24 protein-coding genes, 1 tRNA gene and 1 pseudogene are annotated in these 24,451 nt (G+C 70.7%); 18 read left to right on the top strand and 8 right to left on the bottom strand.

Features of this window, described 5'->3' with window-relative positions; translation table 11 throughout:
• Positions 1-41: 41 nt before the first annotated feature.
• From ACZ4Z2_RS00985 to ACZ4Z2_RS00965, 5 genes are all read left to right on the top strand, one after another.
• Positions 42-539: a DUF5949 family protein gene (locus ACZ4Z2_RS00985; protein ID WP_468071017.1), complete on the top strand. Its 498-nt coding sequence runs from the start codon at positions 42-44 to the stop codon at positions 537-539.
• A complete protein-coding gene (locus ACZ4Z2_RS00980; protein WP_468071015.1) occupies positions 539-1,144 on the top strand; it encodes a vitamin K epoxide reductase family protein in 606 nt (201 codons plus the stop codon). The genes ACZ4Z2_RS00985 and ACZ4Z2_RS00980 overlap by 1 nt, the downstream gene beginning before the upstream one ends.
• 181 nt (positions 1,145-1,325) lie before the next feature.
• Positions 1,326-1,832, top strand: a complete 507-nt coding sequence (locus tag ACZ4Z2_RS00975; RefSeq protein WP_468071014.1) for a hypothetical protein — start codon at positions 1,326-1,328, stop codon at positions 1,830-1,832.
• Between the two features lie 88 nt (positions 1,833-1,920).
• On the top strand, positions 1,921-2,373 hold the full coding sequence (locus ACZ4Z2_RS00970; protein ID WP_468071012.1) for a tyrosinase family oxidase copper chaperone: 453 nt from the start codon (positions 1,921-1,923) through the stop codon (positions 2,371-2,373).
• A complete protein-coding gene (locus ACZ4Z2_RS00965) occupies positions 2,357-3,223 on the top strand; it encodes a tyrosinase family protein (protein WP_468071010.1) in 867 nt (288 codons plus the stop codon). The genes ACZ4Z2_RS00970 and ACZ4Z2_RS00965 overlap by 17 nt, the downstream gene beginning before the upstream one ends.
• Before the next feature lie 195 nt (positions 3,224-3,418).
• Here ACZ4Z2_RS00965 and ACZ4Z2_RS00960 read toward each other — a convergent pair whose 3' ends face one another.
• The gene (locus ACZ4Z2_RS00960; RefSeq protein WP_468071008.1) at positions 3,419-3,733 is read right to left on the bottom strand and encodes a chaplin; all 315 of its coding nucleotides are present in this window, start codon (positions 3,731-3,733) and stop codon (positions 3,419-3,421) included.
• Between the two features lie 293 nt (positions 3,734-4,026).
• Here ACZ4Z2_RS00960 and ACZ4Z2_RS00955 point away from each other — a divergent pair.
• Positions 4,027-4,278, top strand: a pseudogene (locus tag ACZ4Z2_RS00955) (DUF2087 domain-containing protein); the annotation flags it as partial.
• A 160-nt stretch (positions 4,279-4,438) separates the two neighbouring features.
• Here the strand turns inward: ACZ4Z2_RS00955 and ACZ4Z2_RS00950 are convergent.
• Positions 4,439-4,792, bottom strand: coding sequence for a hypothetical protein (locus ACZ4Z2_RS00950; RefSeq protein ID WP_468071006.1), 354 nt, complete (start codon positions 4,790-4,792; stop codon positions 4,439-4,441).
• Between the two features lie 284 nt (positions 4,793-5,076).
• On the opposite strand from ACZ4Z2_RS00950, the gene ACZ4Z2_RS00945 reads away from it, so the two are divergent.
• Complete coding sequence (locus tag ACZ4Z2_RS00945) at positions 5,077-5,622, top strand: hypothetical protein (protein ID WP_468071004.1); 546 nt, start codon at positions 5,077-5,079, stop codon at positions 5,620-5,622.
• Between the two features lie 232 nt (positions 5,623-5,854).
• Here ACZ4Z2_RS00945 and ACZ4Z2_RS00940 read toward each other — a convergent pair whose 3' ends face one another.
• Together ACZ4Z2_RS00940 and ACZ4Z2_RS00935 are read right to left on the bottom strand one after the other, a co-directional pair.
• Complete coding sequence (locus ACZ4Z2_RS00940) at positions 5,855-6,319, bottom strand: hypothetical protein (RefSeq protein ID WP_468071002.1); 465 nt, start codon at positions 6,317-6,319, stop codon at positions 5,855-5,857.
• A 778-nt stretch (positions 6,320-7,097) separates the two neighbouring features.
• Positions 7,098-7,484 (bottom strand): hypothetical protein, encoded by a 387-nt coding sequence (locus tag ACZ4Z2_RS00935; RefSeq protein WP_389427290.1) that lies wholly within the window; start codon positions 7,482-7,484, stop codon positions 7,098-7,100.
• A 280-nt stretch (positions 7,485-7,764) separates the two neighbouring features.
• Here ACZ4Z2_RS00935 and ACZ4Z2_RS00930 point away from each other — a divergent pair, with 280 nt between their 5' ends.
• From ACZ4Z2_RS00930 to ACZ4Z2_RS00920, 3 genes are all read left to right on the top strand, one after another.
• Positions 7,765-8,211, top strand: coding sequence for an NUDIX domain-containing protein (locus ACZ4Z2_RS00930; protein WP_468071000.1), 447 nt, complete (start codon positions 7,765-7,767; stop codon positions 8,209-8,211).
• A gap of 204 nt (positions 8,212-8,415) precedes the next feature.
• Positions 8,416-8,712 carry a hypothetical protein gene (locus ACZ4Z2_RS00925; RefSeq protein ID WP_468070998.1) on the top strand — a complete coding sequence of 99 codons (297 nt, stop codon included), beginning with the start codon at positions 8,416-8,418 and terminating at the stop codon, positions 8,710-8,712.
• A complete protein-coding gene (locus ACZ4Z2_RS00920; protein ID WP_468070996.1) occupies positions 8,709-9,239 on the top strand; it encodes a hypothetical protein in 531 nt (176 codons plus the stop codon). The genes ACZ4Z2_RS00925 and ACZ4Z2_RS00920 overlap by 4 nt, the downstream gene beginning before the upstream one ends.
• Before the next feature lie 175 nt (positions 9,240-9,414).
• Here the strand turns inward: ACZ4Z2_RS00920 and ACZ4Z2_RS00915 are convergent.
• Positions 9,415-9,487, bottom strand: a tRNA-Arg gene (locus ACZ4Z2_RS00915).
• Between the two features lie 310 nt (positions 9,488-9,797).
• Between ACZ4Z2_RS00915 and ACZ4Z2_RS00910 the strand changes: the two genes are divergently transcribed.
• From ACZ4Z2_RS00910 to ACZ4Z2_RS00880, 7 genes are all read left to right on the top strand, one after another.
• Positions 9,798-11,417, top strand: coding sequence for a dynamin family protein (locus ACZ4Z2_RS00910; RefSeq protein ID WP_468070994.1), 1,620 nt, complete (start codon positions 9,798-9,800; stop codon positions 11,415-11,417).
• 464 nt (positions 11,418-11,881) lie between these two features.
• On the top strand, positions 11,882-13,969 hold the full coding sequence (locus ACZ4Z2_RS00905; RefSeq protein ID WP_468070992.1) for a YfjP family GTPase: 2,088 nt from the start codon (positions 11,882-11,884) through the stop codon (positions 13,967-13,969).
• Between the two features lie 333 nt (positions 13,970-14,302).
• Positions 14,303-14,776, top strand: coding sequence for a single-stranded DNA-binding protein (locus ACZ4Z2_RS00900; protein ID WP_468070990.1), 474 nt, complete (start codon positions 14,303-14,305; stop codon positions 14,774-14,776).
• Between the two features lie 288 nt (positions 14,777-15,064).
• Positions 15,065-16,510: a Cys-Gln thioester bond-forming surface protein gene (locus ACZ4Z2_RS00895; protein WP_468070988.1), complete on the top strand. Its 1,446-nt coding sequence runs from the start codon at positions 15,065-15,067 to the stop codon at positions 16,508-16,510.
• Between the two features lie 206 nt (positions 16,511-16,716).
• Positions 16,717-18,381 carry an energy-dependent translational throttle protein EttA gene (gene ettA, locus ACZ4Z2_RS00890; protein ID WP_468070986.1) on the top strand — a complete coding sequence of 555 codons (1,665 nt, stop codon included), beginning with the start codon at positions 16,717-16,719 and terminating at the stop codon, positions 18,379-18,381.
• Between the two features lie 2 nt (positions 18,382-18,383).
• Positions 18,384-18,797, top strand: a complete 414-nt coding sequence (locus tag ACZ4Z2_RS00885) for an acyl-CoA thioesterase (protein ID WP_468070984.1) — start codon at positions 18,384-18,386, stop codon at positions 18,795-18,797.
• Positions 18,794-19,483: a DUF8185 domain-containing protein gene (locus tag ACZ4Z2_RS00880; protein ID WP_468070982.1), complete on the top strand. Its 690-nt coding sequence runs from the start codon at positions 18,794-18,796 to the stop codon at positions 19,481-19,483. Before ACZ4Z2_RS00885 ends, ACZ4Z2_RS00880 begins: the two co-directional genes overlap by 4 nt.
• A 16-nt stretch (positions 19,484-19,499) precedes the next feature.
• Here the strand turns inward: ACZ4Z2_RS00880 and ACZ4Z2_RS00875 are convergent, their stop codons facing one another.
• Positions 19,500-19,913, bottom strand: a complete 414-nt coding sequence (locus ACZ4Z2_RS00875; RefSeq protein ID WP_468070980.1) for a globin — start codon at positions 19,911-19,913, stop codon at positions 19,500-19,502.
• 223 nt (positions 19,914-20,136) lie between these two features.
• Between ACZ4Z2_RS00875 and ACZ4Z2_RS00870 the strand changes: the two genes are divergently transcribed.
• The gene (locus ACZ4Z2_RS00870) at positions 20,137-21,117 is read left to right on the top strand and encodes a methyltransferase domain-containing protein (RefSeq protein ID WP_468070978.1); all 981 of its coding nucleotides are present in this window, start codon (positions 20,137-20,139) and stop codon (positions 21,115-21,117) included.
• 87 nt (positions 21,118-21,204) lie between these two features.
• Here ACZ4Z2_RS00870 and ACZ4Z2_RS00865 read toward each other — a convergent pair whose 3' ends face one another.
• Complete coding sequence (locus ACZ4Z2_RS00865) at positions 21,205-22,989, bottom strand: FHA domain-containing protein (protein ID WP_468070976.1); 1,785 nt, start codon at positions 22,987-22,989, stop codon at positions 21,205-21,207.
• A 101-nt stretch (positions 22,990-23,090) separates the two neighbouring features.
• On the bottom strand, positions 23,091-24,437 hold the full coding sequence (locus ACZ4Z2_RS00860) for a vWA domain-containing protein (RefSeq protein ID WP_468070974.1): 1,347 nt from the start codon (positions 24,435-24,437) through the stop codon (positions 23,091-23,093).
• Positions 24,438-24,451: the final 14 nt, after the last annotated feature.

The raw sequence follows: 24,451 nt of genomic DNA, 5'->3' as shown, positions 1-24,451 counted from the left end.
ACGCGACCGAGGCGTTTGGCAGCCGTGGATAGGGTTCCGCGGTGACCTCAACTTCCGCTGAGACCCGCCCTTTCCGTCCGGCCGAGATCGGCACGCTCGTCGTCATGGCGTGGAGCGGCGAAGCCCCCGACGGGGACATGCCCTACCTGCTCGCCTACACCCTCGGTGACGGCGTGAACGGCCCGGAGGGCTCCTCCGCCGCCGTCGCGGATCTGCTGTCGAGCCTCGGCCTGCCCCTCGGGGAACAGGTCGTCGACGGCGCCGCCCACCCCAGCCTGCCGGTCACCCTGCTCGTCGAGGCCGGCCAGGCCGTCGTCACCATGCCGCAGCTGAACGCCCAGTGCCCCGCCCCGCCGGAGTGGCTCGCCGCCGTCGGCGAACGCGGCTTCGCGTATCTGGTGTTCGCGACCCGCCCCTGGCCGCAGGCCGAACCCGGCAAGCCCGTGGAGCCGGAGGCCCTCGCCGCCTTCGCCGGCGACAGCGAGACCCTCGGCAGTGCGGCACACGTCCTCCTGCCGGCGCGCAGCCTGCGCTACTGATGGCCGACCCGGCACGGCGGTCGGTGCGCACGGCGGGCGGCAGCCGTGCCTTCGCGATCCTGCTGCTGCTCACCGGCGCGGCCGGCCTGCTCGCCTCCTGGGTGATCACCCTCGACAAGTTCAAGCTGCTGGAGGACCCGGACTTCACTCCTGGATGCAGCCTCAACCCGGTCGTGTCCTGCGGCAACATCATGAAGAGCGACCAGGCGTCCGCCTTCGGCTTCCCCAACCCGATGCTCGGCCTGGTGGCCTACGGCATCGTGGTCTGCGTCGGCGTGAGCCTGCTCGCCGGGGCGGAGTTCCCCGGGTGGTACTGGCTCACCTTCGAGGCGGGCACGCTCTTCGGGGTCGGGTTCGTGACCTGGCTGCAGTTCCAGTCGCTGTACCGGATCAACGCGCTGTGCCTGTGGTGCTGCCTGGCCTGGGTCGCCACCATCGTCCTCTTCTGGTACCTGACCTCGCACCTCGTACGCCACGAGTTCCTGCCGGCTCCGGCCTGGCTGCGTGTGTTCCTCGACGAGTTCACATGGGTGCTCGTCGTGGCGCACCTCGGTGTGATCGGCATGCTGATCCTGACCCGCTGGTGGGATTTCTGGACAAGCTGACGCGCTGTCACGCAGGCCGTGCCGATCAAATGCCTCTAGGACTAATGCGGCAGTCGGGCGAATCTTGCGCTGATGGAGATCCCCGGATCGTTGAGCCGGTACGGCGGCGAGCCCCCCGACGGGGCGGGCGGACCGCCGATTCCAGCGCACCAGCCCATTTCTGGAAGGGACCGTACCGAGCATGAAGCCGACCACCCGAGGAACCCTTGCCGCCGTCGTCACCGGTGTGGCGGCCGCTATCGGTGCCTCCGCCGCCCCCGCAGCCGCGGCCGAGACGGTCCCCGTCCCCGTACCGCTCGAAGGCGTCGAGCACTCCCTGAACGTGAAGATGCCCCGGCTGGGCGGCGAACTGCCGCTGCTCAGGCCGGGCGCCCCCGAGGGCCCGCAGTACGTCGAGGGGCGGCTGCTGCCGGCCAGTGCCCTGCCGCAGGTCCCGCTCGGCGCCGCGCTGCCCGGCGTCGTCGCCGACGCCCCGCTGCCCCGGGTCGTCGGCAAGGGCTTCGAGCACGTGGGCGTCGACGCGCCCGCCGCCGACCTGCGGACCCTCACCCCGGGCCTGCACGTCGACACCCCGCTGACCTCCCCGAACCCCCAGATGTTCGGTCTCCCGCTGACGAAGAACCCCGAGCTGGGTCTGCTCGCCCCCGTGCTGCAGACGGCGCCGACCGCGAACCTCGGCCTCGGCTGAGCCCGGGCGCGGACGAGGAGAGGCCCGGCGCCACACGGCCCGGGCCCGGCCACCGGGAGGCCACCGCCATCGAACCGACCAGGAGAGAGTGTTGTTCGCCAGAAGAGTGACGGCGCCCCCGGACCCCGCCCGCACGAGAACCCGGCGCAACGCCCTGCGCGCCCTGGGCGTGTCGGCCCTCGCCCTGGCCGTCGCCCCCGTCGTCGCCGTGTGGCCCCGGCGCCCGGCGCGCCCCGACGAGGTCTCCTTCGACGAGACGTACCGGGGCCGCCGTATCCGGGGCGAGAGGGCCGGCACACACGAGGCGGCCTACCTGGGTGCCCGGGAGCCGGCCCCCGGCGACTGGTCCGTGACCGTCGACGGACGCCCCCTGCACCTCATGCGACGCGCGGACGGCACGTATCTGAGCATGATCGACCACTACCGCTCGTACCCGACGGCCCTCGCCGCGACCCGCGCCGCCGTCGACGAGCTGGGGGACACACAGCGACTGCGCACGACGGGCGCGGAGGGGGCGGCCGGCCATGGTGTACACGCGTAGGGACGTCAGCACCCTCACCCGAGGCGAGCGGCGGCGGTTCGTCGGCGCGCTGCTGGAGCTGAAACAGCGCGGCGAGTACGACGAGTTCGTACGGATGCACATCGACCACTACGTCTCGGACGGCGAGGGCGGTCTGCGCACGGCCCACATGGCGCCGTCCTTCCTGCCGTGGCACCGCAGGTTCCTGCTGGACCTGGAGACGGCGCTGCGCCGCGTGGACGACTCGGTGACCCTGCCGTACTGGGACTGGACCCGCGACCGTACGACGACGTCGGTGCCGTGGACGGAGGACCTGCTCGGCGGCAACGGGCGGCGCTCCGACCACCGGGTGATGACCGGGCCCTTCGCGTTCGGGAACGGCAGGTGGACGATCACGGAGGGGCTCACCGACATCGAGTACCTCACCCGGGACCTCGGCTACCCCCGCAACCCGGTCGACCTGCCCACGGCCCGGGACCTGGAAGGGGTTCTGAGCGACCCCGTCTACGACAAGGCGCCCTGGAACTCCATGTCGCGCGGGGGTTTCCGCAACCGGCTCGAAGGGTGGGGCGCCGGGACGGGCAACACGTCGTGGCTCACCCACAACCGGGTGCACCGGTGGGTCGGCGGGCACATGGTGGGCGGTGCCTCCGTGAACGACCCTGTCTTCTGGCTCCACCACGCCTTCGTGGACCTCCAGTGGACACGCTGGCAGCGGCGTCACCCGGAGGCCCGCTATCTCCCGGCGACGCCGCCGCCCCGCGGGGACGCCCAGCGCGGGCGGGTCGTCGCACGGCACGAGCGGATGCGGCCGTGGCGGCTGACTCCCGCGCAGTTGGAGGACGTGGGGCACATCTATCGGTACGTGTGAGCGGGCGTGTACCGGTGCGGGTGCGCGGGCGCACACGGGTAGGGGTGCGCGCACGGTGAAGAACGGCGAAGAACGCCGCAGCACGACGAAGAACAGCGACAAACAGCGAAGAACAGCGAAGCACGGCGAAGCCCCCGGCGGTCGGACACCGTCGGGGGCTTTGTGTCGCTGTGTCGCTGCTGGGCGTCGCGCCGGTCAGCGGCCGTAGCCGGACGGGGCGTCGTGGTTCTTGCTGTCGTCCTTGTCCTTGTCCTTGCCGTGGTCGCCGCTGTTGTTGATGCAGACGTTGCCGAAGGCCGGGTTCAGGGCACCGACGATGATGTTGACGGTGTTCCCGCACAGGTTGACCGGCACGTGAACAGGGACCTGGACGAGGTTGCCGGACAGGACACCCGGCGAGCCGACGGCCTGGGCCTCGGCGCCCCCGTCCGCCGTGGCCAGGCCGGCGCCGCTGATCACCACGGCGGAGGTGCCGAGGGCGACGACGGCTGCCTTCGCGATGCGAGACATCACGTTCTCCTTCTTGGTCGGTGAGCACGGCCCCATCGGATCGGGCCCGCACGCCCCTTCAACGCGTCCGCGCATCCGGGGTCACGGCGTCCCCCGGGGGATCACCCTTTCCGAACGGGACACGTGGGGGAGACCGCTTTCCGGTGGGCCGAACGGGGCGGAAAATCGGTTCGCCCCAGGAGGGAGGGCGGCTAGCCTCCGGCGGGCGGGCGCACGTGTGAGCGCCGGCACCGATACAGGGAGCGGGCGGCGTGGAGAAGCAGACGGAGCCGAGCGGGCGGGTCGAGGCGAACGAGGTCGTGCTGCGCACCTTCGTGCGGGACGGACGGCTCGTCCGGCTGCCCGCCAAGTGGCAGAAGAAGCTGGTCGTGCTGCGACACGTGGCCGAGCGGACGTTCGAGCCGGGGATCGACTACCCCGAGCGGGACGTCAACGACAGGCTGCGCGCCTGGTGCGAGGACGCACCGGTGGACCATGTGACGCTGCGCCGCTACCTGGTGGACCTGGGGCACCTGCGACGGCAGTTCGGGCACTACTGGGTGCCGGAGGGCGAGCACGAGGGCGAGCGCGAGGGCGAGCGCGGCGTGAAGGCCGGGGCCCGTCAGCCCAGTTGGCGTACAGGGGAACCGGCCAGGTACGCCTGGATGTCCTCGACCGCCTGGTGCAGGTAGGGCCGCTGAGCTGGGTGTTTGCCTGACACCAAAGTCATTGCCCTTGGTCGCTTTCGCCGTCGTTCCCCGCAGTTCCCCGCTCTATCTGGTGCGCTTGTGGTGCGTCGGTCGTGTCCTGGCCCGGTGCATTCGACTCGTCGGCTCCGCCGTACAGATCGGCTCGGAGACGCTCTTTGGCCGCTTCGAGGCGTGGACCGTAGTCGGGCCTGAAGATCTCGCTCAGCGTCTTGTCCAGGGTTCCGGAGATCGCGTAGATCGGCGACCAGACGGCTCGGTCATGGATGACCCCCTCGAGGTCGTCGGACTGGAACATGACTTGGTAGAGCCAGTCCGACAGCACGAACGCTTGATCGCGCGTGAGCTTGATGGTGATCGCTTCCTCGTCCACGCCCTCAACCTAGCTGCCGGGACTGGTGGTGTCGTGGGGCGGCGCTGCCATGAAGGCCAACCCCCTTTCCAACTGTGTTGGTGGCGTCTGGGGCTGGGTGCAAGGCGTTCCTGCGTTCATGGGCGATTGGCCTGTGCGACGAGGACGCCGTGCGGTCCCCTCTGAACGGCCGTGAACGGGGTTGAATGAGACGGAAACTGAGACGGGCCCCGACAGAGCGCCAGCTTCTGGCCGACCCGGAGATGGCCCCGCTTGTGACCTTGTCCGATGCCGTCCAAGGAACCATGCTCGCCTACATGACCATGATGTGTGGCCCCCTCGACAGCGTGCCGCTGGAGGGTCTCTTCCATGGCCTTGATGCTCCTGGCAGACAGCGCATGCTCCACGCCGCAGCCGCGGTGGATGCCGCGCGCTCCACGGGCCAGGTGCCTCGGTGGCTGTGGTTTCCGGACCACAACGAGCGCCCTGACGTCCAGAATGACGGTGCTGTGCCGGAGATCCTGCTCTCTGAGATCTCCCTCTACGACGAGGGCGGCGATTGGCTTGAGGCGGCGATCGATGTCGAGTGGACGCCTGCTGGCCTGCTGAACGTCTGCGCAGCGATGGGCATGGCGTGTTGGTGCCCGGAGGATCACGGGGCCCACTACGCCCCGCTTCTCAACGTGCCTGTCGACGACACCACCTCGCTGGATGAGGCGTTTGAAGTGGCTGCGCACGTCCTGGTGGACTGGCTTAGCGGATCCCGCGACCCAGCCCACTGGAGGGAGCGGGCGAATCTGCCGCAGCGCAGTTCACTTGCTCCCCCGGCCGCGCAGGAACGCTCGGGGTAACGCGCTCCCGGCTGGCCAGGAGGAGAGAGACACCGAACGCGCTCTCAGCTTGGGAAGCTGCGGGCATCGAGAGCACGTTGTAGGCGCTGATCTGCTCAAACGGCCGGTTGGCGGCCTCTGAGGGCTCGGCTGTTTTCACCGTGATTCCCCGCTGTTCCCCGCTCGATCTGGTGCGCTTGTGGTGCAGCGCTGTCGGCCTGGCCTTCTACCAACCGGCACGTCGGCAAGTGCGTCAGAGGTGTTCCTTGGCTGCTCGGACCAGTCGGCTGATGTCGTCACGGGTCCGCACCCTGACATTGTCGAGTTCAGTTCTGTTGTCTGTTTTGGGTAGCGATGTAACGTCTGCGAGCACGGCCTCCGCGGCTCGGCTCAGCGCCTCGTCATCGGTGAGCATCTGCACCCGGAACAGTGCCTCTTGCGCGTTGGAGCGTAGGTCGTAGGCGCGGATCCGCACTGTGTCGGGGTCCTCAGGTGGTGGCTGTTCGTGCTCGCAGAACCAGAGGTGAACCAGGCAGCGGCGGTAGTTGACCAACGCGCCGGCGTAGGCGGAGTAGGCATCGAGTCGTTCCTGCCGGAGCTTCTCGCTGCGGGTGAATTGGTGGCTCCTGTCGGCGGTGCGCTGCTGGAACGCCAGGGTGATCCCTGAACCGAGCAGCGTGCCCAGGACGGCTATGCCGCTGGCGATGATGGTCTCCACATCCCAAGCTGATCACGCATTGCCGTCCTCCATGGGCCGTAACCCGACTCCGATGCCACGCGCTTTCCAACTGTGTTGGTGGCGTGGTGAGCGGTGTACAGGGGCGTTCACCTGCGTTCATGGGTGGCTGAATGCCGGGAGGTGTGCGCGGGCGGGTCTCCCTTGAACGAGCGTGAACGCTGCTGAATGAGACGGAAACTGAGACGGGGCCCGCGCACAACTCGGGTGATGGTTGGTTGCGGTCGGCGCTAGCGTGCGGCGGTGATCAGCAATGAGGGAGTACACCTGGGTGCGGAGGCCGCACGTCGCCTGGCACAGACGGGCCTCTACGAGTTCGAGCCGGGGTTGACGGACGCCGAGTTCATGCGCATCGACACGGGGCGCCACCGCTTCAGGAGTTCGATCCGAGCCCGCTCCTGCCGGTTCGTCGACTGGCGCGGAGGTCGGAGGGAGTCGCTGATGTACGTCCCGTTCTGTGTCGTTGATGTCAGCCGTGGATGTCAGATGCCCTCCGGGGGTGCTGCATGTCGTTGCTGTACAGCGGCGAGGCACCGTCGCTCGTCCTGGGCCCGGACCGTTGTCAGTGCCACTTGCTAGTTTGCCTTGTGGAGTGAGACCGGTCAGAGAACCTTCGAGGTCCGCGGTCAAGGGGGGGTGGGCATAAAGGTCCCCGGAAGCCACCTCGGGACTATGTTGCAGGCCGTAGATCCCCACCCCCCTCATCCTCTGCGGTCAGCGGTCGCCACCTCCACTGAACGGTTGTGCCCGGGAGCCTCCCTCACTCCTCCCCAGGCGGTATAAGGCGATCAGCGCTCTCAGCGTCATCCACGTGTCCGTGAGCGTCAACGGTGATCGGGGTGGCGCGTCCTCGGGCCGTGACCAGCCAAGCAAGAACCTGCTCGGTCAATGGCCCGTTGCTGGGCCCTTCGTCCTTCCAGTACGCGCGCCAGCCGCCACCTGGTACGGCGGCTACCACCTGGTCGGCCTGCTCCAGGTGGGAGAAATCTGGGTAGTCCGTCACGGGGCGGCGGGTGCCGCGTTTGGGATCGACCACGAGTGCCACGCCCGTCGCCTCATCCCAGGCGTCCACATGCGCTGTCCGACCGATCGTCGTCTCCGTGCCGGTGAAGATTGCGAGCCAGCCTGTCCCGTTGAAGTAGCGCATGCGGTCATCGTCCACGACGGAGGGCCGGCCCGGCTGGGAAGTGCCCACTTCGGCGCCCTGGCGGGCCACCAGCTTGGGAAGCTTCGGGCATTCGGGGGTGGTACGGCAGCTGAACTGGGTGAACGTGGGTGAGTGTCCCTGTCGGGCTCGGCAACCGTCCCCGAGAATCCCCGCTGTTCCCCGCTCGTTCCGGTGCGCTAGCGGTGCGCCGACCGCATCCCCGTTCCCGTCTGTTCGGTTCGGTCCTCCTTGCCGGGGTGGGCGCACTACGGTCGGGCACATGAAGGTCCGTCACCATGTACGTGCGGTTCTGCTCGATGGCGGTCAGCTGGTGTTCCTCCGCCGAGGATGGCCGGGCGGCACCTCCTACTGCACGACCGTCGGTGGGGGCGTCGAAGCTGAAGACGCCGACCTTGAAGCGGCTCTACGCCGTGAAGTGATGGAAGAGATCGGTGCCACCATCGGCCCGGCGAGCGAGTTCCTGACCTTGACCGAACCGGGCGACAAGGTCACCGTCGTACAGCACTTCTTTCGCGCTGACGTGCTGGACATGGATCTCAACCGCCGCAGCGGCCCTGAGCTTGATGATCCCGACATAGGCGACTTCTCGCCGGTGCGAGTCGCGTCGGACGCGTCAGCCTTGAGAGCGCTTGAACTCCATCCGCCCGAACTCGCCGTCTACCTACGGGAGCACGCCGAGAATTGGGGGTTTGAGTGGGCGCGATAGGCCTTCGACACGAACCGCCGACCGGAAGCGCCGCGGGACGTCGTGACCATCCTCCGATGGATCGAGCGGAACTCCCTGCCGGTCTCGGGCCTGGGAGGACCCCGCGAGGGCCGACGCCGTCCTCCAGGCCCTTGATACCGGCTCGACGGCAAGCAGGCGGCGGCCTGGTCCCGCGAGCGGCACCGCAGGATCCTGAACGTTGTCATGAAACACGCGATCAGGCGCGGCCTCCTCCGGGACAACCCTCTGCCCAAGGGCAAGGAGGCGACGGCCGTCACCAGGACGAGCAATGCCGTGGACAAGCGCTGCCTCCTCAACGCCGATCAAGCGGCGGCACTCCTCGGCCACATCCGGAAGCGGTTTCGGGGAGGCAAGCGGCTGCACGCGATCTTCGCGACGCTGTACTACTGCGGGCCGCGTCCGGAAGCGGCCGTGGCCATACGCGTGGCTGATGTGAAGCTGCCCGTAGCGATGCCGCCGACCAATGGTGCGAACTGGTGATCCACATCGCGACTCCGGAAGTCGGCAAGCAGTGGACGGACACGGGGGACATCCACGAACGGCGCGACCTCAAGGGGCGGGCCGAAGGTGAGACCCGCACGGTGCCGGGGCACCCGGCACTGACCCACATCCTGGGGCAGCACATCGAGGGCGAGGCACTGAAGCCCGGTGACCTCCTCTTCCAGGGTGAGGACGGTGGCCTCCTCGCGGGATCCGTCATCCGTCGTGCCTGGCGCGGTGCTCGGCAAGCGGTGCTGCCACCGCACGTCTTCGACTCACCGACGGGCAGGCGGGTCTACGGCAACCGCCACACACGCCTCGCCAAGTGGCTCAACGACGGCATACCGCCCGCTCAGGTCGCCGAGTGGGCCGGCAACAGCGTGCCCGTGCTGCTGGCCACCTACGCCAGGTGCATCGACGGGCAGCTGCCTGACCTGAAACGGCGGCTCGAAGCCGCTGCAGACCTGCCGGAACCTGCCGAAGGTCAGTGCGCTGAGTCACACGGCACCCGCCGGAAATCGTCCTGAGCGGCGCCGAGAACTTCGACACGTATTCGACACGGCGACCCGCAGAATCCCGTTGACAGCCGTACCGCCCCGGAATCCCACCCTCGGCCATGGAGGGGGCTCCGGGGCTTCCTGCCGGGTCCCGAGATGGCGTCTGACCAGCAAAAAGCCCTCCCGGAGGAGGGCGGGGTGTGGGCGCCCCCGGCAGGACTCGAACCTGCGGCCAAGCGCTTAGAAGGCGCCTGCTCTATCCACTGAGCTACGGGGGCCGGGTGTGGTGGCCTCTGTCTTGGTGCCCGGGTGTGGGCTGATCCGTGACGTCGCCGGGGACAAGGATAGAGCTCCCGAGTCCTTGTCCCTGTTGCTTCGCCTCCGTGGCTCAATGTGGAGGTTCGGTGAAGCGGTCCTGATAATCGCAGGCAGGTACGAATCGTGCACCTCTTTTGGCGCATCGAGGCGCGGGTGTTGTGCACTCGTTATGCCTGCGCCCCTCTCGTCCCCTCCATCCCGTGTGTCCTGTCGGCGCGCAGACGTACTTATATGCTTCAGAAAGTCCACAAAATTGGGCATTCTTCGCATGTGGTGACCTTGGACGTACGGCCTCAGCTGCTTGACGCGCTCTCCACCTTGCGCGACCGTGTCGCCGCCGCGCGCTTTCCGCTGCCCCTGGCAGGAGCCCCGCGCGCGCGTGCCAACCGCGACGAACTGCTCGCGCAACTCGACGACTACTTGGTGCCCCGCTTGCGGGAGCCCGAAGCGCCATTGCTGGCCGTTGTCGGGGGCTCGACCGGAGCCGGCAAGTCCACCCTCGTCAACTCCCTGGTCGGGCGGAAGGTCAGCCAGGCCGGCGTCCTGCGGCCGACCACCCGGACGCCCGTCCTGGTCTGTCACCCCGAGGACCACCACTGGTTCAGCGGCATGCGCGTACTGCCCAACCTCACGCGCGCGTGGCTGCCCCAGCAGGAACTGGGCCAGGACCTGGGTGACGAATCATTCCCCCCGGACCGGGACGGCGAGCGCGTGCTGCGCATCGAGACCGCCGAGAGCCTCCCACGCGGCCTCGCCCTGCTCGACGCGCCGGACATCGACTCCCTGGTGGCCGAGAACCGCGTCCTCGCCGCGGAACTCATCTGCGCCGCGGACATCTGGGTGATGGTGACCACGGCCGCGCGGTACGCCGACGCCGTGCCGTGGCATCTGCTGCGTACCGCGAAGGAGCACCGGGCCACCCTCGTCACGGTGCTCGACCGGGTCCCCCACCAGGTCGTGTCCGAGGTCTCCCGCCAGTACGCGGCCCTGCTGACCAAGGCGGGCCTCGGCGACGTCCCCCGGTTCACGGTTCCCGAGCTCCCCGAGTCCGCCTGGGGCGGCGGGCTGCTGCCGGCCACCGCCGTCGCGCCGCTGCTGACCTGGCTCACCCAGCAGGCGACCGACCCGGCCGCCCGGCAGCAGGCCATGGCCCGCACGGCCCACGGCGTACTCGACTCGCTGCGCACCCGGATGCCCGAGCTGGCCAGCGCCGCCGCCCAGCAGTACTCCGCCGCGCTCCGGCTCACCTCGGCCGTCGACATGGCGTACGACGGCGAGCACGCGCGCGTGAAGGGGCGCTTGCAGGCCGGGGCCGTACTCGCCGGCGACGCCCTGAAGCGGTGGCGCAGCTATCCGCTCGACTGCACCGCCGGGGAACTGCTCGACGCGCTCGTGGAGAGCCTCGGCACGCTGCTGATGTGCGCCGTCACCGCCGCCGACGAGCGCATCCGCGAGACCTGGCGGCGCGAACCGGCCGCCGTGGCCGCCGGGCTGATGGATCGTCTGTCCACCTCCGGGAACACCGAGCACCGCATCGGGATGACCGTACGGCGCTGGCGGCGTGTCCTGGAGGAGTACGCCGAGGAGGAGGTGCGCGACCTCGACCGGGGCGTCGCGCCCGACCCCGAGACCGTCGCCGCGCTGGTCGCCACGGCCCTGCTGGGCGGTCGCCGGGCCAGGGCGGCCGGTGAGGGGCTCGCCGAGCGGATCGGGGCACACGGCGCGCTCCGGCTACGCGATCGCGGGGGACGGCTGCTCACCGAGTACCTCGAACGGGCGCTCGACACGGAGCGCGACCGCCGCCTCGCCCCCCTCGACGCGCTCGACGTCCACCCCGAGCCGCAGGCCGAGCTCATCGCCGCGCTGTCCGTACTGCAGAAGGAGAGGTGACCGCCGTGACCGCCGTCACTGACCACGCGGACCAGACCGGGGACGGCGTCCCCGCAAAGGCCGACGATCAGGAAAACGGCCTCCCTGGGGGCGACGTTTTCGAGCGGAAGCGTCCCGGGGGTGGCGAGGAGGGGCGTAGTTCAGCGGAGGCTGAGGAGGTGGGGGGTGCCGATGCTGATGAGTCTCCAGGTGCTGATGAGAGTCCCGAGGTTGATGACTCGAATGGTGTCGGTGACACCGGCGATGGCGGTGAGGTTGAGGGTTTGAAGAGCGGCGCCGACGGAGACCGGGCCGGGACACCTCCGGAAGGGTCCGAGAAATCTTCGAGTGGGTCCGAGGAGCCTTCGGATGGGTCCGAGGAGCTTTCGGATGAGTCCGAGGAGCCTTCGGAAGGGTCTGAGAGCGGCTCGGAGACTCCGGAGGGTTCCGAGAGCCAGGAGGGTGAGGCCCCGGGGGAGAAGCGCGTGAAGCGGGAGCGGCGTGGGATCTGGTGGGGCCGGGGGGCTCGGGAGGACCGTGGAGGCCGGGAAGGGCGCGAGAAGGGTGCCCACGCCCGCGTGAAGGACGACGGCGACGACACGGCCGACACGGCTGAGTCCCGCCGTACCGCATCCGCCGAGTCAGCCGGTCGTAGGGACCAGGCCGGTCGTACGGACCGAGCCGACCGTACGGACGCCGCTGGCCGTCGCGGCCTGGCCGACCGCTCCAACCGCTTCGACCGCCCCAACCACACAGAGCGCACCAATCGTACGGACCGCCCCAACCGCACAGAGCGCGCCAGTCGTACCGGCCCCGGCCGTGCCGCGGTCGGCCGTGAGGAACCCGCCGGTGGTCAGGAGGCCGAGGGCTCCTGGGACGACGGGCTCATCGCGCGGAGGGTGTCCGAGACGAGCGGTTCCGAGGAGGTCAACCCGGTGCCGATGGTGGAGACGAAGCCCAGCGGTGCGCAGTCGGTCAGCCCGCTGTCGTACGACACCGCCCTGAGGTCGCGGCTGGACGCGTTGCGGGAGCTGGTCGGGCTGTCGCGGACACGGCTGGACAGCAGGACGCTCGCCGAGGCGGGGCGGGTGCTGGACGAGGCGGCGGCGCGGCGCAAGCTGTCGGGGCAGCACACGGTCGTCGCCATCGCGGGCGCCACCGGCAGCGGCAAGTCGACGCTGTTCAACGCGCTCGCCGGCGTGGCGATCTCGGAGACGGGTGTTCGCAGGCCCACCACGGCCGCGCCCATCGCGTGCAGCTGGAGCGACGGCGCCGCCACCCTGATCGACCGGCTCGGCATTCCGGGACGGCTGCGGCGTCGGCCGGTGCAGAGCGCGGAGGCGGAGGCGCAGTTGGCCGGGCTCGTCCTGGTGGACCTGCCCGACCACGACTCGGCGGCCGTGCAGCACCGGCAGCAGGTGGACCGGATCCTGGGGCTCGTCGACGCGGTCATCTGGGTCGTCGACCCGGAGAAGTACGCCGACGCGGTGCTCCACGAACGGTATCTGCGGCCTTTGGCGGGCCATGCCGAGGTCATGTTCGTGGTGCTCAACCAGGTGGACCGGCTGCCCGGGGAGGCCGCGCACCAAGTGCTCGACGATCTGCGGCGGTTGCTCGACGAGGACGGGATCGCGCTCGGGGAGCACGGCGAACCGGGCGCCGCGGTGCTCGCCCTGTCCGCGCTCACCGGGGACGGAGTGGCGGAACTGCGGGAGGCGCTCGGTCAGTTCGTGGCCGAGCGGGGAGCACCGGGCCGCCGGGTGCAGGCCGATCTGGACGCGGCCGCCGCACGGTTGTGGCCGGTGTACGCCACCGGGCGGCGCACCGGGCTCAGCGAGCGGGCGCGGAACGAGTTCGCCGCCCGGCTCGCCGACGCGGTGGGCGCCACGGCCGCGGGCGAGGCCGCCGAACGGGCCTGGCTGCGCAACGCCAACCGCGCGTGCGGAACACCATGGCTACGGCTGTGGCGCTGGTACCAGGGCCGGAGCGACCTCCCGACCGGACGACACTCCCTGAGGATGCCCGTGGACGAGGAGCCCACCGCGCGGCAGCGCGTCGAGCAGGCCGTGCGGATGCTGTCCGACCGTGCCGCGGCGGGGCTGCCCGCGCCGTGGGCCCAGGCGGTGCGCGAGGCGGCGGCGCGTGGGGCGCTGGGGCTGCCCGAGGCGCTGGACGAGCTGGCGGCACGGGTCGGAGCGCCCACCGGACGGCCGCCGCGACCGGGCTGGTGGCCCGCCGCGGTGCTGGCCCAGGCGTCCATGACCCTGCTTCAGGTCCTTGGCGGCCTGTGGCTGCTGGGGCAGATCGTGGGTGTCATGTCGCCGAACCTGGGGGTGCCGGTGCTGTTGATGGTGATCGGCATCGTCGGCGGTCCGGTCGTGGAGTGGGCGTGCCGGCTGGCGGCACGGGGGCCGGCCCGACGCTACGGCCTCGAAGCCGAGCGGCGGCTCTGGGAGGCCGCCGCCGGATGCGGCCGGGCCCGGGTGCTGGACCCGGTGGCGGCCGAGTTGCTGCGCTATCGGGAGGTGCGGGAGCAGTACGGACGGGTGCTGGGGACGGCGCCGGTGGGGTGAGTCGCCGCCACCGTCTGCACCGTTCACCCGGTCGGGCGGTAGGCGCTGTTCACCCGGTGGGGGTGAACGCGTCGTTCATCTGGCCGGGAAGCAGGCACCGTTCACCCGGTCGGGTGGCCGGGTTTTCCACAACTCGCGGGTAGTACACAGCGCTCGGCGGGCTCGTCCCGACGGCGGCAGTCTGAATCCGCGGCGATCGCAGCGCGACGGTCCCCTCGCACCAAGCGGCGGGGCCGGAGCGGCGCGGTCACCGGAACAGACAGCGGTCGTACGGGACGGGCCCGTACGCGTGTCCGGCCGGCCTCGGCGCCGGCGTGAGGGAGGGTTCGCGAGATGAACGAGACGATGGTGTGCGTGGTGGGGAACGTGGCGACCCAGCCGGTCTGCCGCGAGTTGTCGACGGGCTCCTCGGCCCGGTTCCGGCTGGCGGTGACCGCCCGGTACTGGGACCGGGAGAAGAACGAGTGGACCGACGGCCACACCAACTTCTTCACGGTGTGGGCGCGGCGCACCCTCGCGGCGAACGTGGCCTCGTCGGTGTCGCTGGGCGACCCGGTCGTGGTCCAGGGGCGGTTGAAGGTGCGCACCGAGCAGCGGGACGGACAGAGCTGGGTCTCGGCGGACGTGGACGCGGTCGCGATCGGCCACGATCTGTCGCGGGGCACCTCGGCGTTCCGGCGGACGCCCAGGGGCGAGACTGCGGTCCAGACCCCGTCCCAGCCGGAGCCGAACTGGGAGGCCCCGCCCCCGGGGCACCAGCTCGACACGGAAGCGGAACTACGGCCGGAAGCAGTCGGAGTGACGTGACATCAGAGCTGGCGTGCCCCGCTCGGTGAGCGCCGTCCTGCCCGAACCGTGGCTTATCAGCGGTTGCGTGACGAACACTCCGGACGTAAATCCAGTCGACTTGTCGATAAGCCCTGCCCATGACCTGTGCGGGCGATAACGATTCCGATTCGGATCGGTTGTCCGACCATACGACTGGGAAGAGCGGTGCGCCGCATCCCTAGGATGCCGGGCATAGCTCACGGGGCTTCTGATTCTGCTGGTGGGACCACCCCCCACGTCAACGGGTCCTGCTCGAAGGGAAATTCTGTGGTTTCTTCGTTCTCGGCGCCGTCCTCCGTGTCGTCCGGGTGGTCCGCGTGCAGACGAGGAGCGGCACGTGTGGCCGCCGTGTCGCTCGCGACCGGCCTCGTCGTCGCGGGTGCGATCGTCACCGCGGGCGCGGCCGTCGCCGACGGGGAGGCGGTGCAGAACCCGGGCGGGGCGACGGCCACCATAGGCGGCCTGAAGACGTACGGGACGGCCGTGATCCGTACCGACGGCGGGGAACAGCAACTGCCCGCGGGCTTGTTCGAGATGTTCGTCGACGGTGGCGGCACCCTGCAGACCTACTGCGTCGACGTCCAGAACCCCACGCAGAAGGACGCCAAGTACCGGGAGACCGCCTGGAGTGGCACCTCCCTGGGGCACAACAAGAACGCCGGCAAGATCAACTGGATCCTGCAGAACTCCTACCCGCAGGTGAACGACCTCGCGGCCCTCGCCGGCAAGGCGGGCGCCAAGGGGCTCACCGAACAGGACGCGGCGGCCGGGACCCAGGTGGCGATCTGGCGGTACTCCGACGGGGCAGAGGTGACAGCCCTCGACCCGGAGGCCGAGAAGCTCGCGGACTACCTGGAGAGGAGCGCCCGCAACCTGTCAGAGCCGGCGGCCTCGCTGGCCCTCGACCCGCCGGCGGTCTCCGGGCGGGCGGGCGAACGGCTCGGGCCGGTCAAGGTGCGCACCAACGCCGACGGCGTGACGGTGACCCCGCCGTCGGACGCCACCGCGGCCGGTGTGAAGGTCGTCGACGCGGACGGCAAGGCCGTGACATCGGCGCGTGACGGCAGCGAGCTGTACTTCGAGGTGCCCGAGGACAGCGAGGACGGCTCGGCCGAGCTGGCCGTCGAGGCATCCACCACCGTGCCGGTCGGCCGCGCCTTCGCCTCCGAGACCCGCAGCCAGACCCAGATCCTCGCGGGCTCCAGCGCCTCCACGGTCTCCGCCACGGCCACCGCGACCTGGGCCACCGCGGGGGCGATACCCGCACTGTCCGCCGAGGAGAACTGCGCCGAGGGCGGCCTCGACCTCACCGTGGCCAACCCCGGGGACGAGCCCTTCACCTTCGAGCTCATGGGGATCGAGTACGGCATCGAGGCGGGCGAGACCCGCACGGTGACCATCCCGCTCCAGGAGGACCAGGCGTACGACTTCACGATCAAGGGGGCGAACGGCCTCGCGAAGCAGTTCCGCGGTGTCCTCGACTGCCGCACGGAGACCGAGGCCGACGCGGCCGGGGAGTCCGTGCAGACGCTGAGCGAGCCCAGCCCGGCCACGGTCGGCGGCAGCGCCGTCACCGACTCCGCCGGTGACCTCGCCGAGACCGGAAGCTCCGGCGCGACCCCGGTGATCGGGGGCCTCGCCATCGCCCTCGTGGTGATCGGCGGCGCCGTGATGATCGTCCTGCGCAAGCGGGAGCAGCAGAAGCAGCAGTAGCCGACGAGCAGAGTTCCTTGGCAACTCAACAGCGAGTGACCGCGCGGTGACATCCGCGAGCGACGCGGCCCCGGTACGCCCCTGGCGGCGTCGGGGCCGTGCCGCTCTTGCGGGGGCTCACCATCCGGTTTCCGTCGAGGGCTGGCCGTGCGGCAAGATGGGTGGTACTGCCCACTGCCAGATTTCAAGTTGCCGGACGGTTTCTCTTGGCTGAGTTCATTTACACCATGCGCAAGACGCGCAAGGCGCACGGCGACAAGGTGATCCTTGACGACGTATCGCTGAGCTTCCTGCCCGGCGCGAAGATCGGTGTGGTCGGTCCGAACGGTGCCGGTAAGTCGACCGTCCTCAAGATCATGGCCGGCCTGGAGCAGCCGTCGAACGGCGACGCGTTCCTCTCCCCCGGGTACACGGTCGGCATCCTCCTGCAGGAGCCGCCGCTGAACGAGTCGAAGACGGTCCTGGAGAACGTCCAGGAGGGCGTCGCCGAGATCAAGGGCAAGCTCGACCGGTTCAACGAGATCGCCGAGCAGATGGCCACCGACTACTCCGACGCGCTGCTCGAGGAGATGGGCAAGCTCCAGGAGGAGCTGGACCACGCCGAGGCATGGGACCTCGACGCCCAGCTGGAGCAGGCCATGGACGCCCTCGGCTGCCCTCCCGGCGACTGGGCCGTCACCAAGCTCTCCGGTGGTGAGAAGCGCCGCGTCGCCCTCTGCAAGCTGCTGCTGGAGGCCCCCGACCTGCTGCTGCTCGACGAGCCCACCAACCACCTCGACGCCGAGTCGGTGAACTGGCTGGAGCAGCACCTCGCCCAGTACAAGGGCACCGTCGTGGCCATCACCCACGACCGGTACTTCCTGGACAACGTGGCCGGCTGGATCCTGGAGCTCGACCGCGGCCGCGCCATCGGCTACGAGGGCAACTACTCGACCTACCTGGAGACCAAGCAGTCCCGTCTCAAGGTCGAGGGCCAGAAGGACGCCAAGCGCGCCAAGCGCCTCAAGGAGGAGTTGGAGTGGGTCCGCTCCAACGCCAAGGGGCGGCAGGCCAAGTCCAAGGCGCGTCTGGCCCGCTACGAGGAGATGGCCGCCGAGGCCGACAAGATGCGGAAGCTGGACTTCGAGGAGATCCAGATCCCGCCGGGCCCCCGGCTGGGCAACGTGGTCGTCGAGGTCAACAACCTCAGCAAGGCCTTCGGCGAGAAGGTCCTCATCGACGACCTGTCCTTCACGCTGCCGCGCAACGGCATCGTGGGCGTCATCGGCCCGAACGGCGCCGGCAAGACCACCCTGTTCAAGATGATCCAGGGCCTGGAGACGCCGGACTCCGGTTCGATCAAGGTCGGCGAGACGGTCAAGATCTCCTACGTCGACCAGACCCGCGAGAACATCGACCCCAAGAAGACGCTGTGGGCCGTCGTCTCCGACGAGCTGGACTACATCAACGTCGGCCAGGTCGAGATGCCGTCCCGCGCGTACGTCTCCGCGTTCGGCTTCAAGGGACCGGACCAGCAGAAGCCGGCCGGCATCCTCTCCGGCGGTGAGCGCAACCGTCTGAACCTGGCGCTCACCCTGAAGCAGGGCGGCAACCTGCTGCTCCTCGACGAGCCGACCAACGACCTCGACGTCGAGACCCTGTCCTCCCTGGAGAACGCGCTGCTGGAGTTCCCCGGCTGCGCCGTGGTCGTCTCCCACGACCGCTGGTTCCTGGACCGCGTGGCGACGCACATCCTCGCCTACGAGGGCGACTCCAAGTGGTTCTGGTTCGAGGGCAACTTCGAGTCCTACGAGAAGAACAAGATCGAGCGGCTCGGCCCGGACGCCGCCCGTCCGCACCGCGCCACCTACAAGAAGCTGACTCGGGGCTGATCTTGCGGCACATCTACCGCTGCCCACTGCGCTGGGCGGACATGGACGCGTACGGCCACGTCAACAACGTGGTCTTCCTCCGCTATCTGGAGGAGGCCCGTATCGACTTCCTGTTCCGCCCGGAGAAGGACTTCAAGCAGGGGTCCGTGGTGGCACGCCATGAGATCGACTACCGGCGGCAGCTCGTCCACCGGCACAAGCCGGTGGACATCGAACTGTGGGTCACGGAGATAAGAGCGGCGTCCTTCACGATCACCTACGAGGTCAAGGACCCCGAGCAGGTCTATGTCACGGCTTCCACGGTGATCGTGCCGTTCGACTTCGAGGCCCAGCGGCCCCGCCGGCTCACGGCGGAGGAACGAGAGTTCCTGGAGGAGTACCGGGACGACGAGAAGGAGGGGGCCGTCGCCGCATGACGGTGCTCCACCTCGCCGACGAGGGGGAGGCGGCGGATCTCGCGGCCTTCCTCTCCCGGCTGCTCCATTACGACCGGGGTGCGGCGGTGCGTCTCCAGGCCGCCGGCACCGCACTCGCCGTCTTCGGCAGGCCGCCTTCCTTCGAGGTCCTGGCGATCCGGGCGGCACGGCTGGCGAAACCGTACGAGAACGGGCTGGACGTCACGCTCGACGTGACCGTGTCTGCCGGTGAACTGCTGGAGTCGATCGACGAGTCGGCGGCCACCGCGGCCGTGCCCGCCGCCGTCACCGGCCCGCCCTGGGCCGGGGTGCTGCCCCCGCGTGGCGGCTGGCGCCGAGAGCCGGGGCTGCCCGCCGAGGACACGGTGCGGGCGAGGGTCGCCGAGGCCGTCGCCGAGTTCCGCACCCGGACGCAGGAGCTGGCACCGGAGCGGCGCACCCGCGCCGAACTGGACCGCATAGGACGGGAGATCTGGTCCCGGCCGATCGGTGACACCGCCCTGCCCGTGCGGGCCGCGCACGCGGCCCAGTCGCTGGGCTTCCTGCGGCCCACGCAGGGCCGCACGGCGGAGGAGCAGCAGCCCGCGCTGTTCTCGTCGGGCGCGTGGCTGCGCCTGCGCACGCCGTACGGGTCGATCGCCGTACGGCGCGCGGGACTCGGCGCGCTGGACGTCAGCGTCCGCTGACCACCCCGCTGGGGGCTCAGTCGGGGGTGTTCACCATCGAGGCCGCCGCGTACGTCAGGTAGTTCCACAGGGTGTGCGCGTGTTCCTCGGAGAGGTTCAGTTCGTCGACGGCGACGCGCATGTGCTTCAGCCAGGCGTCGTGCGCGGCCCGGTCGACGGTGAACGGGGCGTGGCGCATCCGCAGGCGGGGGTGGCCACGGTTCTCGCTGTAGGTGGTGGGGCCGCCCCAGTACTGGATCAGGAACAGCACGAGGCGCTCCTCCGCCGGGCCCAGATCCTCCTCCGGGTACATGGGCCGCAGGATCGGGTCCTCGGCGACCCCCTCGTAGAAGCGGCGCACGAGGCGCCGGAAGGTCTCCTCGCCACCGACCTGTTCGTAGAAGGTCTGCTCCTGCAGTGTGCCGCGCCGAATCTCTCTCACGTGTCCCATGGTCTCAGACGGAGGGACGGAGGACTCAAGGCTTAGGACCACGGGGAAATCCGTGGACGGGGCACAGCGGCCGGCACTCGACGGGACCACGACGAGGAGCGGCGGTACGGCGCACGGTCCCGGCGGCGCCTTCCGGGTGGGATCCGGCCGTGGGGAACGGCGGATTCCGGCTCTGGGTGCTGCGGCACTCGCCTCCGGAGGCGTCCGGCAGCACAGTGGAGACATGGGTACGCACGCTGTGGACCACGACGTGGAACGTCTCGCCGCCGAGGCGCGGTCGGCGCTGGTGCGCGAGATCGAGCGCAGCGGGGCCTGGGAGGCCGACCCGGTCTGGCGGGAGGCGTTCGAGACGGTCCCGCGACACCTCTTCGTCCCCTACTACTACGTGGGGGTCGTGGGTGGCTTCGAGCGGCTGTGGGGCGAGGAGCGCGACCCGCGACGGCGGGAGCGATGGGTGCGGGGCGCCTACGCGGACGCGCCGCTGGCGACGCGGGTGCGCGACGGGGAGCTGATCTCCTCCAGCAGCCAGCCCTCCTTGATGGCGAAGATGCTGGCCGAACTGGAGGTGGAGGACGGCCACCGGGTCCTGGAGATCGGCGCGGGCACCGGCTACAACGCCGCTCTGCTCGCGCACCGGCTGGGCGACGACCTGGTCACCACCGTCGACCTGGACGCGGACATCACGGAGGCCGCCCGCACCCATCTGCGTGCCGCCGGGTACCACCCGACCGTCGTCACCGGGGACGGGGCGCGGGGGGTGCCCGAACGGGCCCCGTACGACCGGATCATCGCGACCTGCACGCTCCACTCGATCCCGCGCGCCTGGCTCGCCCAGTGCACCCCCGGTGGACGTGTCCTGACACCGATGGCCACGGGACTGGTCGCGCTGCGGGTCGCGGACGCCGAGCACGCGGAGGGGCGGTTCCTGCACACGGCGGCGTACTTCGTGCCGTTGCGCGGGGACGGGGAGCAGGAAGGGACGCATCCGCATCTGGGCGGGCTGCCGCGACGGGCCCGGGAGGACGACCTCTTCCGGTTCCTGCTGACGCTGACGGCGGGCAGCCTCGACCCGCACGAGGCGTTCTCGGTGTGGGAGCGCGAGGGCATGCCGTCGCGCGAACGCTACGGGATCACCATCAGCGGCGACCGTGCCTGGGCCTGGCTGGACGACCCGGAGGGGCCGTACGCCTGGCCTCTGCCGTGAGCGCCCCGGCGCGGCCGACGGCGGCCGGGCAGTCGATCGGGGTCGGCCGAACCGGTCGGCCGACCCCGATCGTCCCGTCCTGACGGGTCAGCCCCGGCGGATCGTGATCGTCGTCCACGCGCCGACGTGGACCCGGTCCCCGTCCTGGAGCGGGACCGGTACGAAGGGCTGGATGGGCTCCTCGGAGCCGTTGACCGTGGTTCCGTTGGTGGAGTTCTGGTCGACGACCGCCCAGGTGCCGTCCGGCTGTTGCACCAGCACCGCGTGCTGGTGCGAGACGCCCGGGTCCTCCGGCGGCACGGACAGATCGATGTCGGGGGTGTCACCGGTGGAGTGCCGGCGGCGGCCGATGGTGATCTGGTTGCCGGTGAGCGTGCGCTGCTGCTCGGGGGAGTACGCGGGCAGGTTCAGCCCGGCGGCCTCGGGGCCCGAGCGCTGCATCATCGCCATGAAGTACTCGCGGTCCGGACCGATGGTCGCGCTCCAGGTCGCCGGTGCCTGCTGGTACGAGGGACCGGGCGGGGCCTGGGTGACAGCGGGCTGCGGATAGCCGTAGCCGCCGGGGCGCGCTCCCGCACCGCCGGGGCCGCCGTGACCGGAAGGACCGCCCGGGCCGCCGGGACCGCGGGAGTCGCCGGGGCCGCCGCCCGAGGAGGGCGGGGAGATCACCCAGTCGTCGTCGCCCCCGAAGGAGGGACCTCCCGACTGGGGATGCCCACCGGGACGCCCCGGGCCGCCGGGGCCGCCAGGACCGCCCGGCTGCGGGCGCCCGGTCTCCTGCGGGAAGGCAGGGGGAGCCGGGGGACCCGGCTGCTGGAACGCCTGGGGTGCCCCACCGGCACCCGGGCCGCCGCCGGGGCCCTGACCGCCGGGGCCACGGCCGCCGGGACCGCCGGGACCGCCGGGACCACCGGGACCGCCAGGGCCACCGAAGCCTCCAGGGCCGGTCAGACCGGGACCGCCGGGACTGCTCAGACCGGGGCCACCCGGCCCACCCGGCCCACCCGGGGTCGGCCCGGGCGGCGGGGGAACAGGGCGTGAGGGGTCGCCGCCGAAGCCCGACGGGCCCGGACGCGAGGGGTCGCCGCCGAACGCGGAGGGGCCGGGCTGCCCGGGCTGACCCGAGGGCCCGCCACCGAACCCGGAGGGTCCGCCCGGCCGCGCGGGACCACCGGGACCACCATGACCAGAGGAACCACCGGGACCACCGTGACCGCCGGGACCACCATGGCCACCGGGTCCCGAGGGACCGCCGGACATGCCCGGTCCACCCGGTCCACCCTGACCGCCGGGGCCACCGCCCGGTCCGCCCAGGCCCGGCTCGGAGCCGTACGGCGGGCCCGGAGGGATGGGCTCGGCGGGACGGTTCATCTGCGAGGGGCGCGAGCTCTGGTAGTCGTACGCGTCACCGCCGCCATAGGAGGGCGGGGGTGGCTGCTGGAAGCGGAGCGCCGGGTTCCCACCCGGGCCGGAGCCTGGGCCGGAGCCCGGACCGCCGGGACCGGAACCGCCCGGACCGGAACCGCCGGGGCCGGGGGCGGGCGTCGAGGGGCGCGGCGCGGCCGGTGTGTACGTGGTCGCCGTGTTGGTCAGGAAGTTCCAGCGGCACTCCTCGCAGAAGGGCGCGCCGCCCTCGCGGGGCGTACGGCACTGCGGGCAGAGCTCCGGCTCGGCGGCCATGTGCGGGCGTCCGCCGGGACCACCGGGGCCTGCCGCGCCCGGAGACGGGGGAGGTGAGCCGGGCGGCGGGTATCCGTAACCGGCGGCCGGGGGCGGCGGTGGTGGCGGGGGCACGGCACCGGCCATACGGTGACCGCAGACCTCGCACCAGTCGTCGGAACCCGACTGGTGTCCGTTCGGGCAGGTCGGCATGTCGGCGCTTCCCCCTCTCCTTTCCGGCACTCGGGCCGGGTTCTGTGGCCACGACGGGCCGGTACGGCGTTGGTACTGGTACTGGTACTGCTACTGCTCTTCTACTTCTTTACACGAACGGTCTTCGTGGACCGGGTCTCGAGAGTCATCTCGTCGGCCTCCGTGACCTTCGCTTTCAGTCGCACAGTACCTGTCGCCGCGTCGACCACGTCCACCACCTTCGCAAGCAGTTTCGCAGTATCCGCGTTCCCCGACGCACTGGCCAGCTGGACGGCCCGCCCCAGCTTGGCTGTGGCTCCGTCGATATCGCCCGCTTTGCGGGCTTCCAGGCCCTGTTGGATGACCTGCGCCAGTTCGGCCTGGCCTGTGTAGTGGGCGACCTGGGGGTTGATCGAGGTGGAGGCGACCATGTCGTCGGTCCACACGGCCTTCACCAGACCCTGGGCGCCGAGGTTCTGCGCGCTGCCGTCGGGCTGCGGGATGACCAGGGACACCCGGGCGGCGAGCATCTCCTGGCCGAGGGACGCGGGCGGGACCTCGACGCACACGTGGTAGTCGCGGGACTCGTCCCCCCAGGAGCCGGTCGGGTAGTCGCCGGCGCGCGGGCCCGCCTCCGTACGACGGCCCGTCAGGTCGACGACGGTCGGGGCGACTTGCTTCACGAACTTGATCTGCGTGCCGACCGGCGTCCACAGCCGGAGGGCGACGTCCGCGACCTCCTTGCCCATGGTCGCCTCCATGATCCGGGTGAAGTCGGCGGACAGGGCGGCCGGGTCGGCGACGATGTCGGCGGTGCCGAGGAGGGCGGAGGCGATCGCGGTGACCTCCTTGACCTCCCAGTCGGTCCCCACTCCACGCGCGTCACAGGTGAAACGTCCGGCACAGGCGTCCAGCGCGGCCCGCAGGTCCTCGGGCGACTCGTGCTCGTTGCGGCCGTCGGTGAGCAGGATGCCGTGGCGTATCTGGACGTCGGCGGAGGCGAGCAGCCGGTCGGCCAGTCTCAGCCAGGTGCCGATCGCCGTGCCGCCGCCGGCGGTGAGCCTGCGCAGGGCCTGCTTGGCCTGGTCCCGGGTGACCGGGTCGGCGACGGCGAGCCGACCACCGCCGGGGTAGACCTCGCGGGCCACATGGGTGCCGTCGATCACCGCGAAGTGGACCCCGTCGCGCAGGGTGTCGATCGCGGCGGCCGTGGCGTCGCGGGCGTTGCGCATCTTGGTCGGCGGGTAGTCCATCGACCCCGAGCAGTCGACCATGATCGCCACGGCGGCGGAGGGGCCCTGGCCTGGCGAGTACAGGTGCGGCGCCGTGACCGCGCTGCCGACGGTGCCGCCGCCCGTCGCGCTCACGGTCACGATCGCGTTGACCTCGCGCCCGCCGTCCGGCAGGTACTCGTTCTGGTACACGTCCACCGAGAACTGCGGCACGTTCGACTTCGAGAAATTGGCCATGCCTACCCTGATCC

This window comes from Streptomyces sp. NPDC030183 (assembly GCF_055573455.1).
This window is presented reverse-complemented; position numbering and strand designations above follow the sequence as displayed.

Coding starts and splice junctions, on each gene's coding strand:
- ACZ4Z2_RS00965 (WP_468071010.1), top strand. CDS start 2,357: ATGGTGTACACGCGTAGGGACGTCAGCACCCTCACCCGAGGCGAGCGG.
- ACZ4Z2_RS00980 (WP_468071015.1), top strand. CDS start 539: ATGGCCGACCCGGCACGGCGGTCGGTGCGCACGGCGGGCGGCAGCCGT.
- ACZ4Z2_RS00925 (WP_468070998.1), top strand. CDS start 8,416: ATGAAACACGCGATCAGGCGCGGCCTCCTCCGGGACAACCCTCTGCCC.
- ACZ4Z2_RS00945 (WP_468071004.1), top strand. CDS start 5,077: ATGCTCGCCTACATGACCATGATGTGTGGCCCCCTCGACAGCGTGCCG.
- ACZ4Z2_RS00860 (WP_468070974.1), bottom strand. CDS start 24,437: ATGGCCAATTTCTCGAAGTCGAACGTGCCGCAGTTCTCGGTGGACGTG.
- ACZ4Z2_RS00930 (WP_468071000.1), top strand. CDS start 7,765: ATGAAGGTCCGTCACCATGTACGTGCGGTTCTGCTCGATGGCGGTCAG.
- ACZ4Z2_RS00870 (WP_468070978.1), top strand. CDS start 20,137: ATGGGTACGCACGCTGTGGACCACGACGTGGAACGTCTCGCCGCCGAG.
- ACZ4Z2_RS00975 (WP_468071014.1), top strand. CDS start 1,326: ATGAAGCCGACCACCCGAGGAACCCTTGCCGCCGTCGTCACCGGTGTG.
- ACZ4Z2_RS00900 (WP_468070990.1), top strand. CDS start 14,303: ATGAACGAGACGATGGTGTGCGTGGTGGGGAACGTGGCGACCCAGCCG.
- ACZ4Z2_RS00935 (WP_389427290.1), bottom strand. CDS start 7,484: ATGCGCTACTTCAACGGGACAGGCTGGCTCGCAATCTTCACCGGCACG.
- ACZ4Z2_RS00960 (WP_468071008.1), bottom strand. CDS start 3,733: ATGTCTCGCATCGCGAAGGCAGCCGTCGTCGCCCTCGGCACCTCCGCC.
- ACZ4Z2_RS00875 (WP_468070980.1), bottom strand. CDS start 19,913: ATGGGACACGTGAGAGAGATTCGGCGCGGCACACTGCAGGAGCAGACC.
- ACZ4Z2_RS00880 (WP_468070982.1), top strand. CDS start 18,794: ATGACGGTGCTCCACCTCGCCGACGAGGGGGAGGCGGCGGATCTCGCG.
- ACZ4Z2_RS00865 (WP_468070976.1), bottom strand. CDS start 22,989: ATGCCGACCTGCCCGAACGGACACCAGTCGGGTTCCGACGACTGGTGC.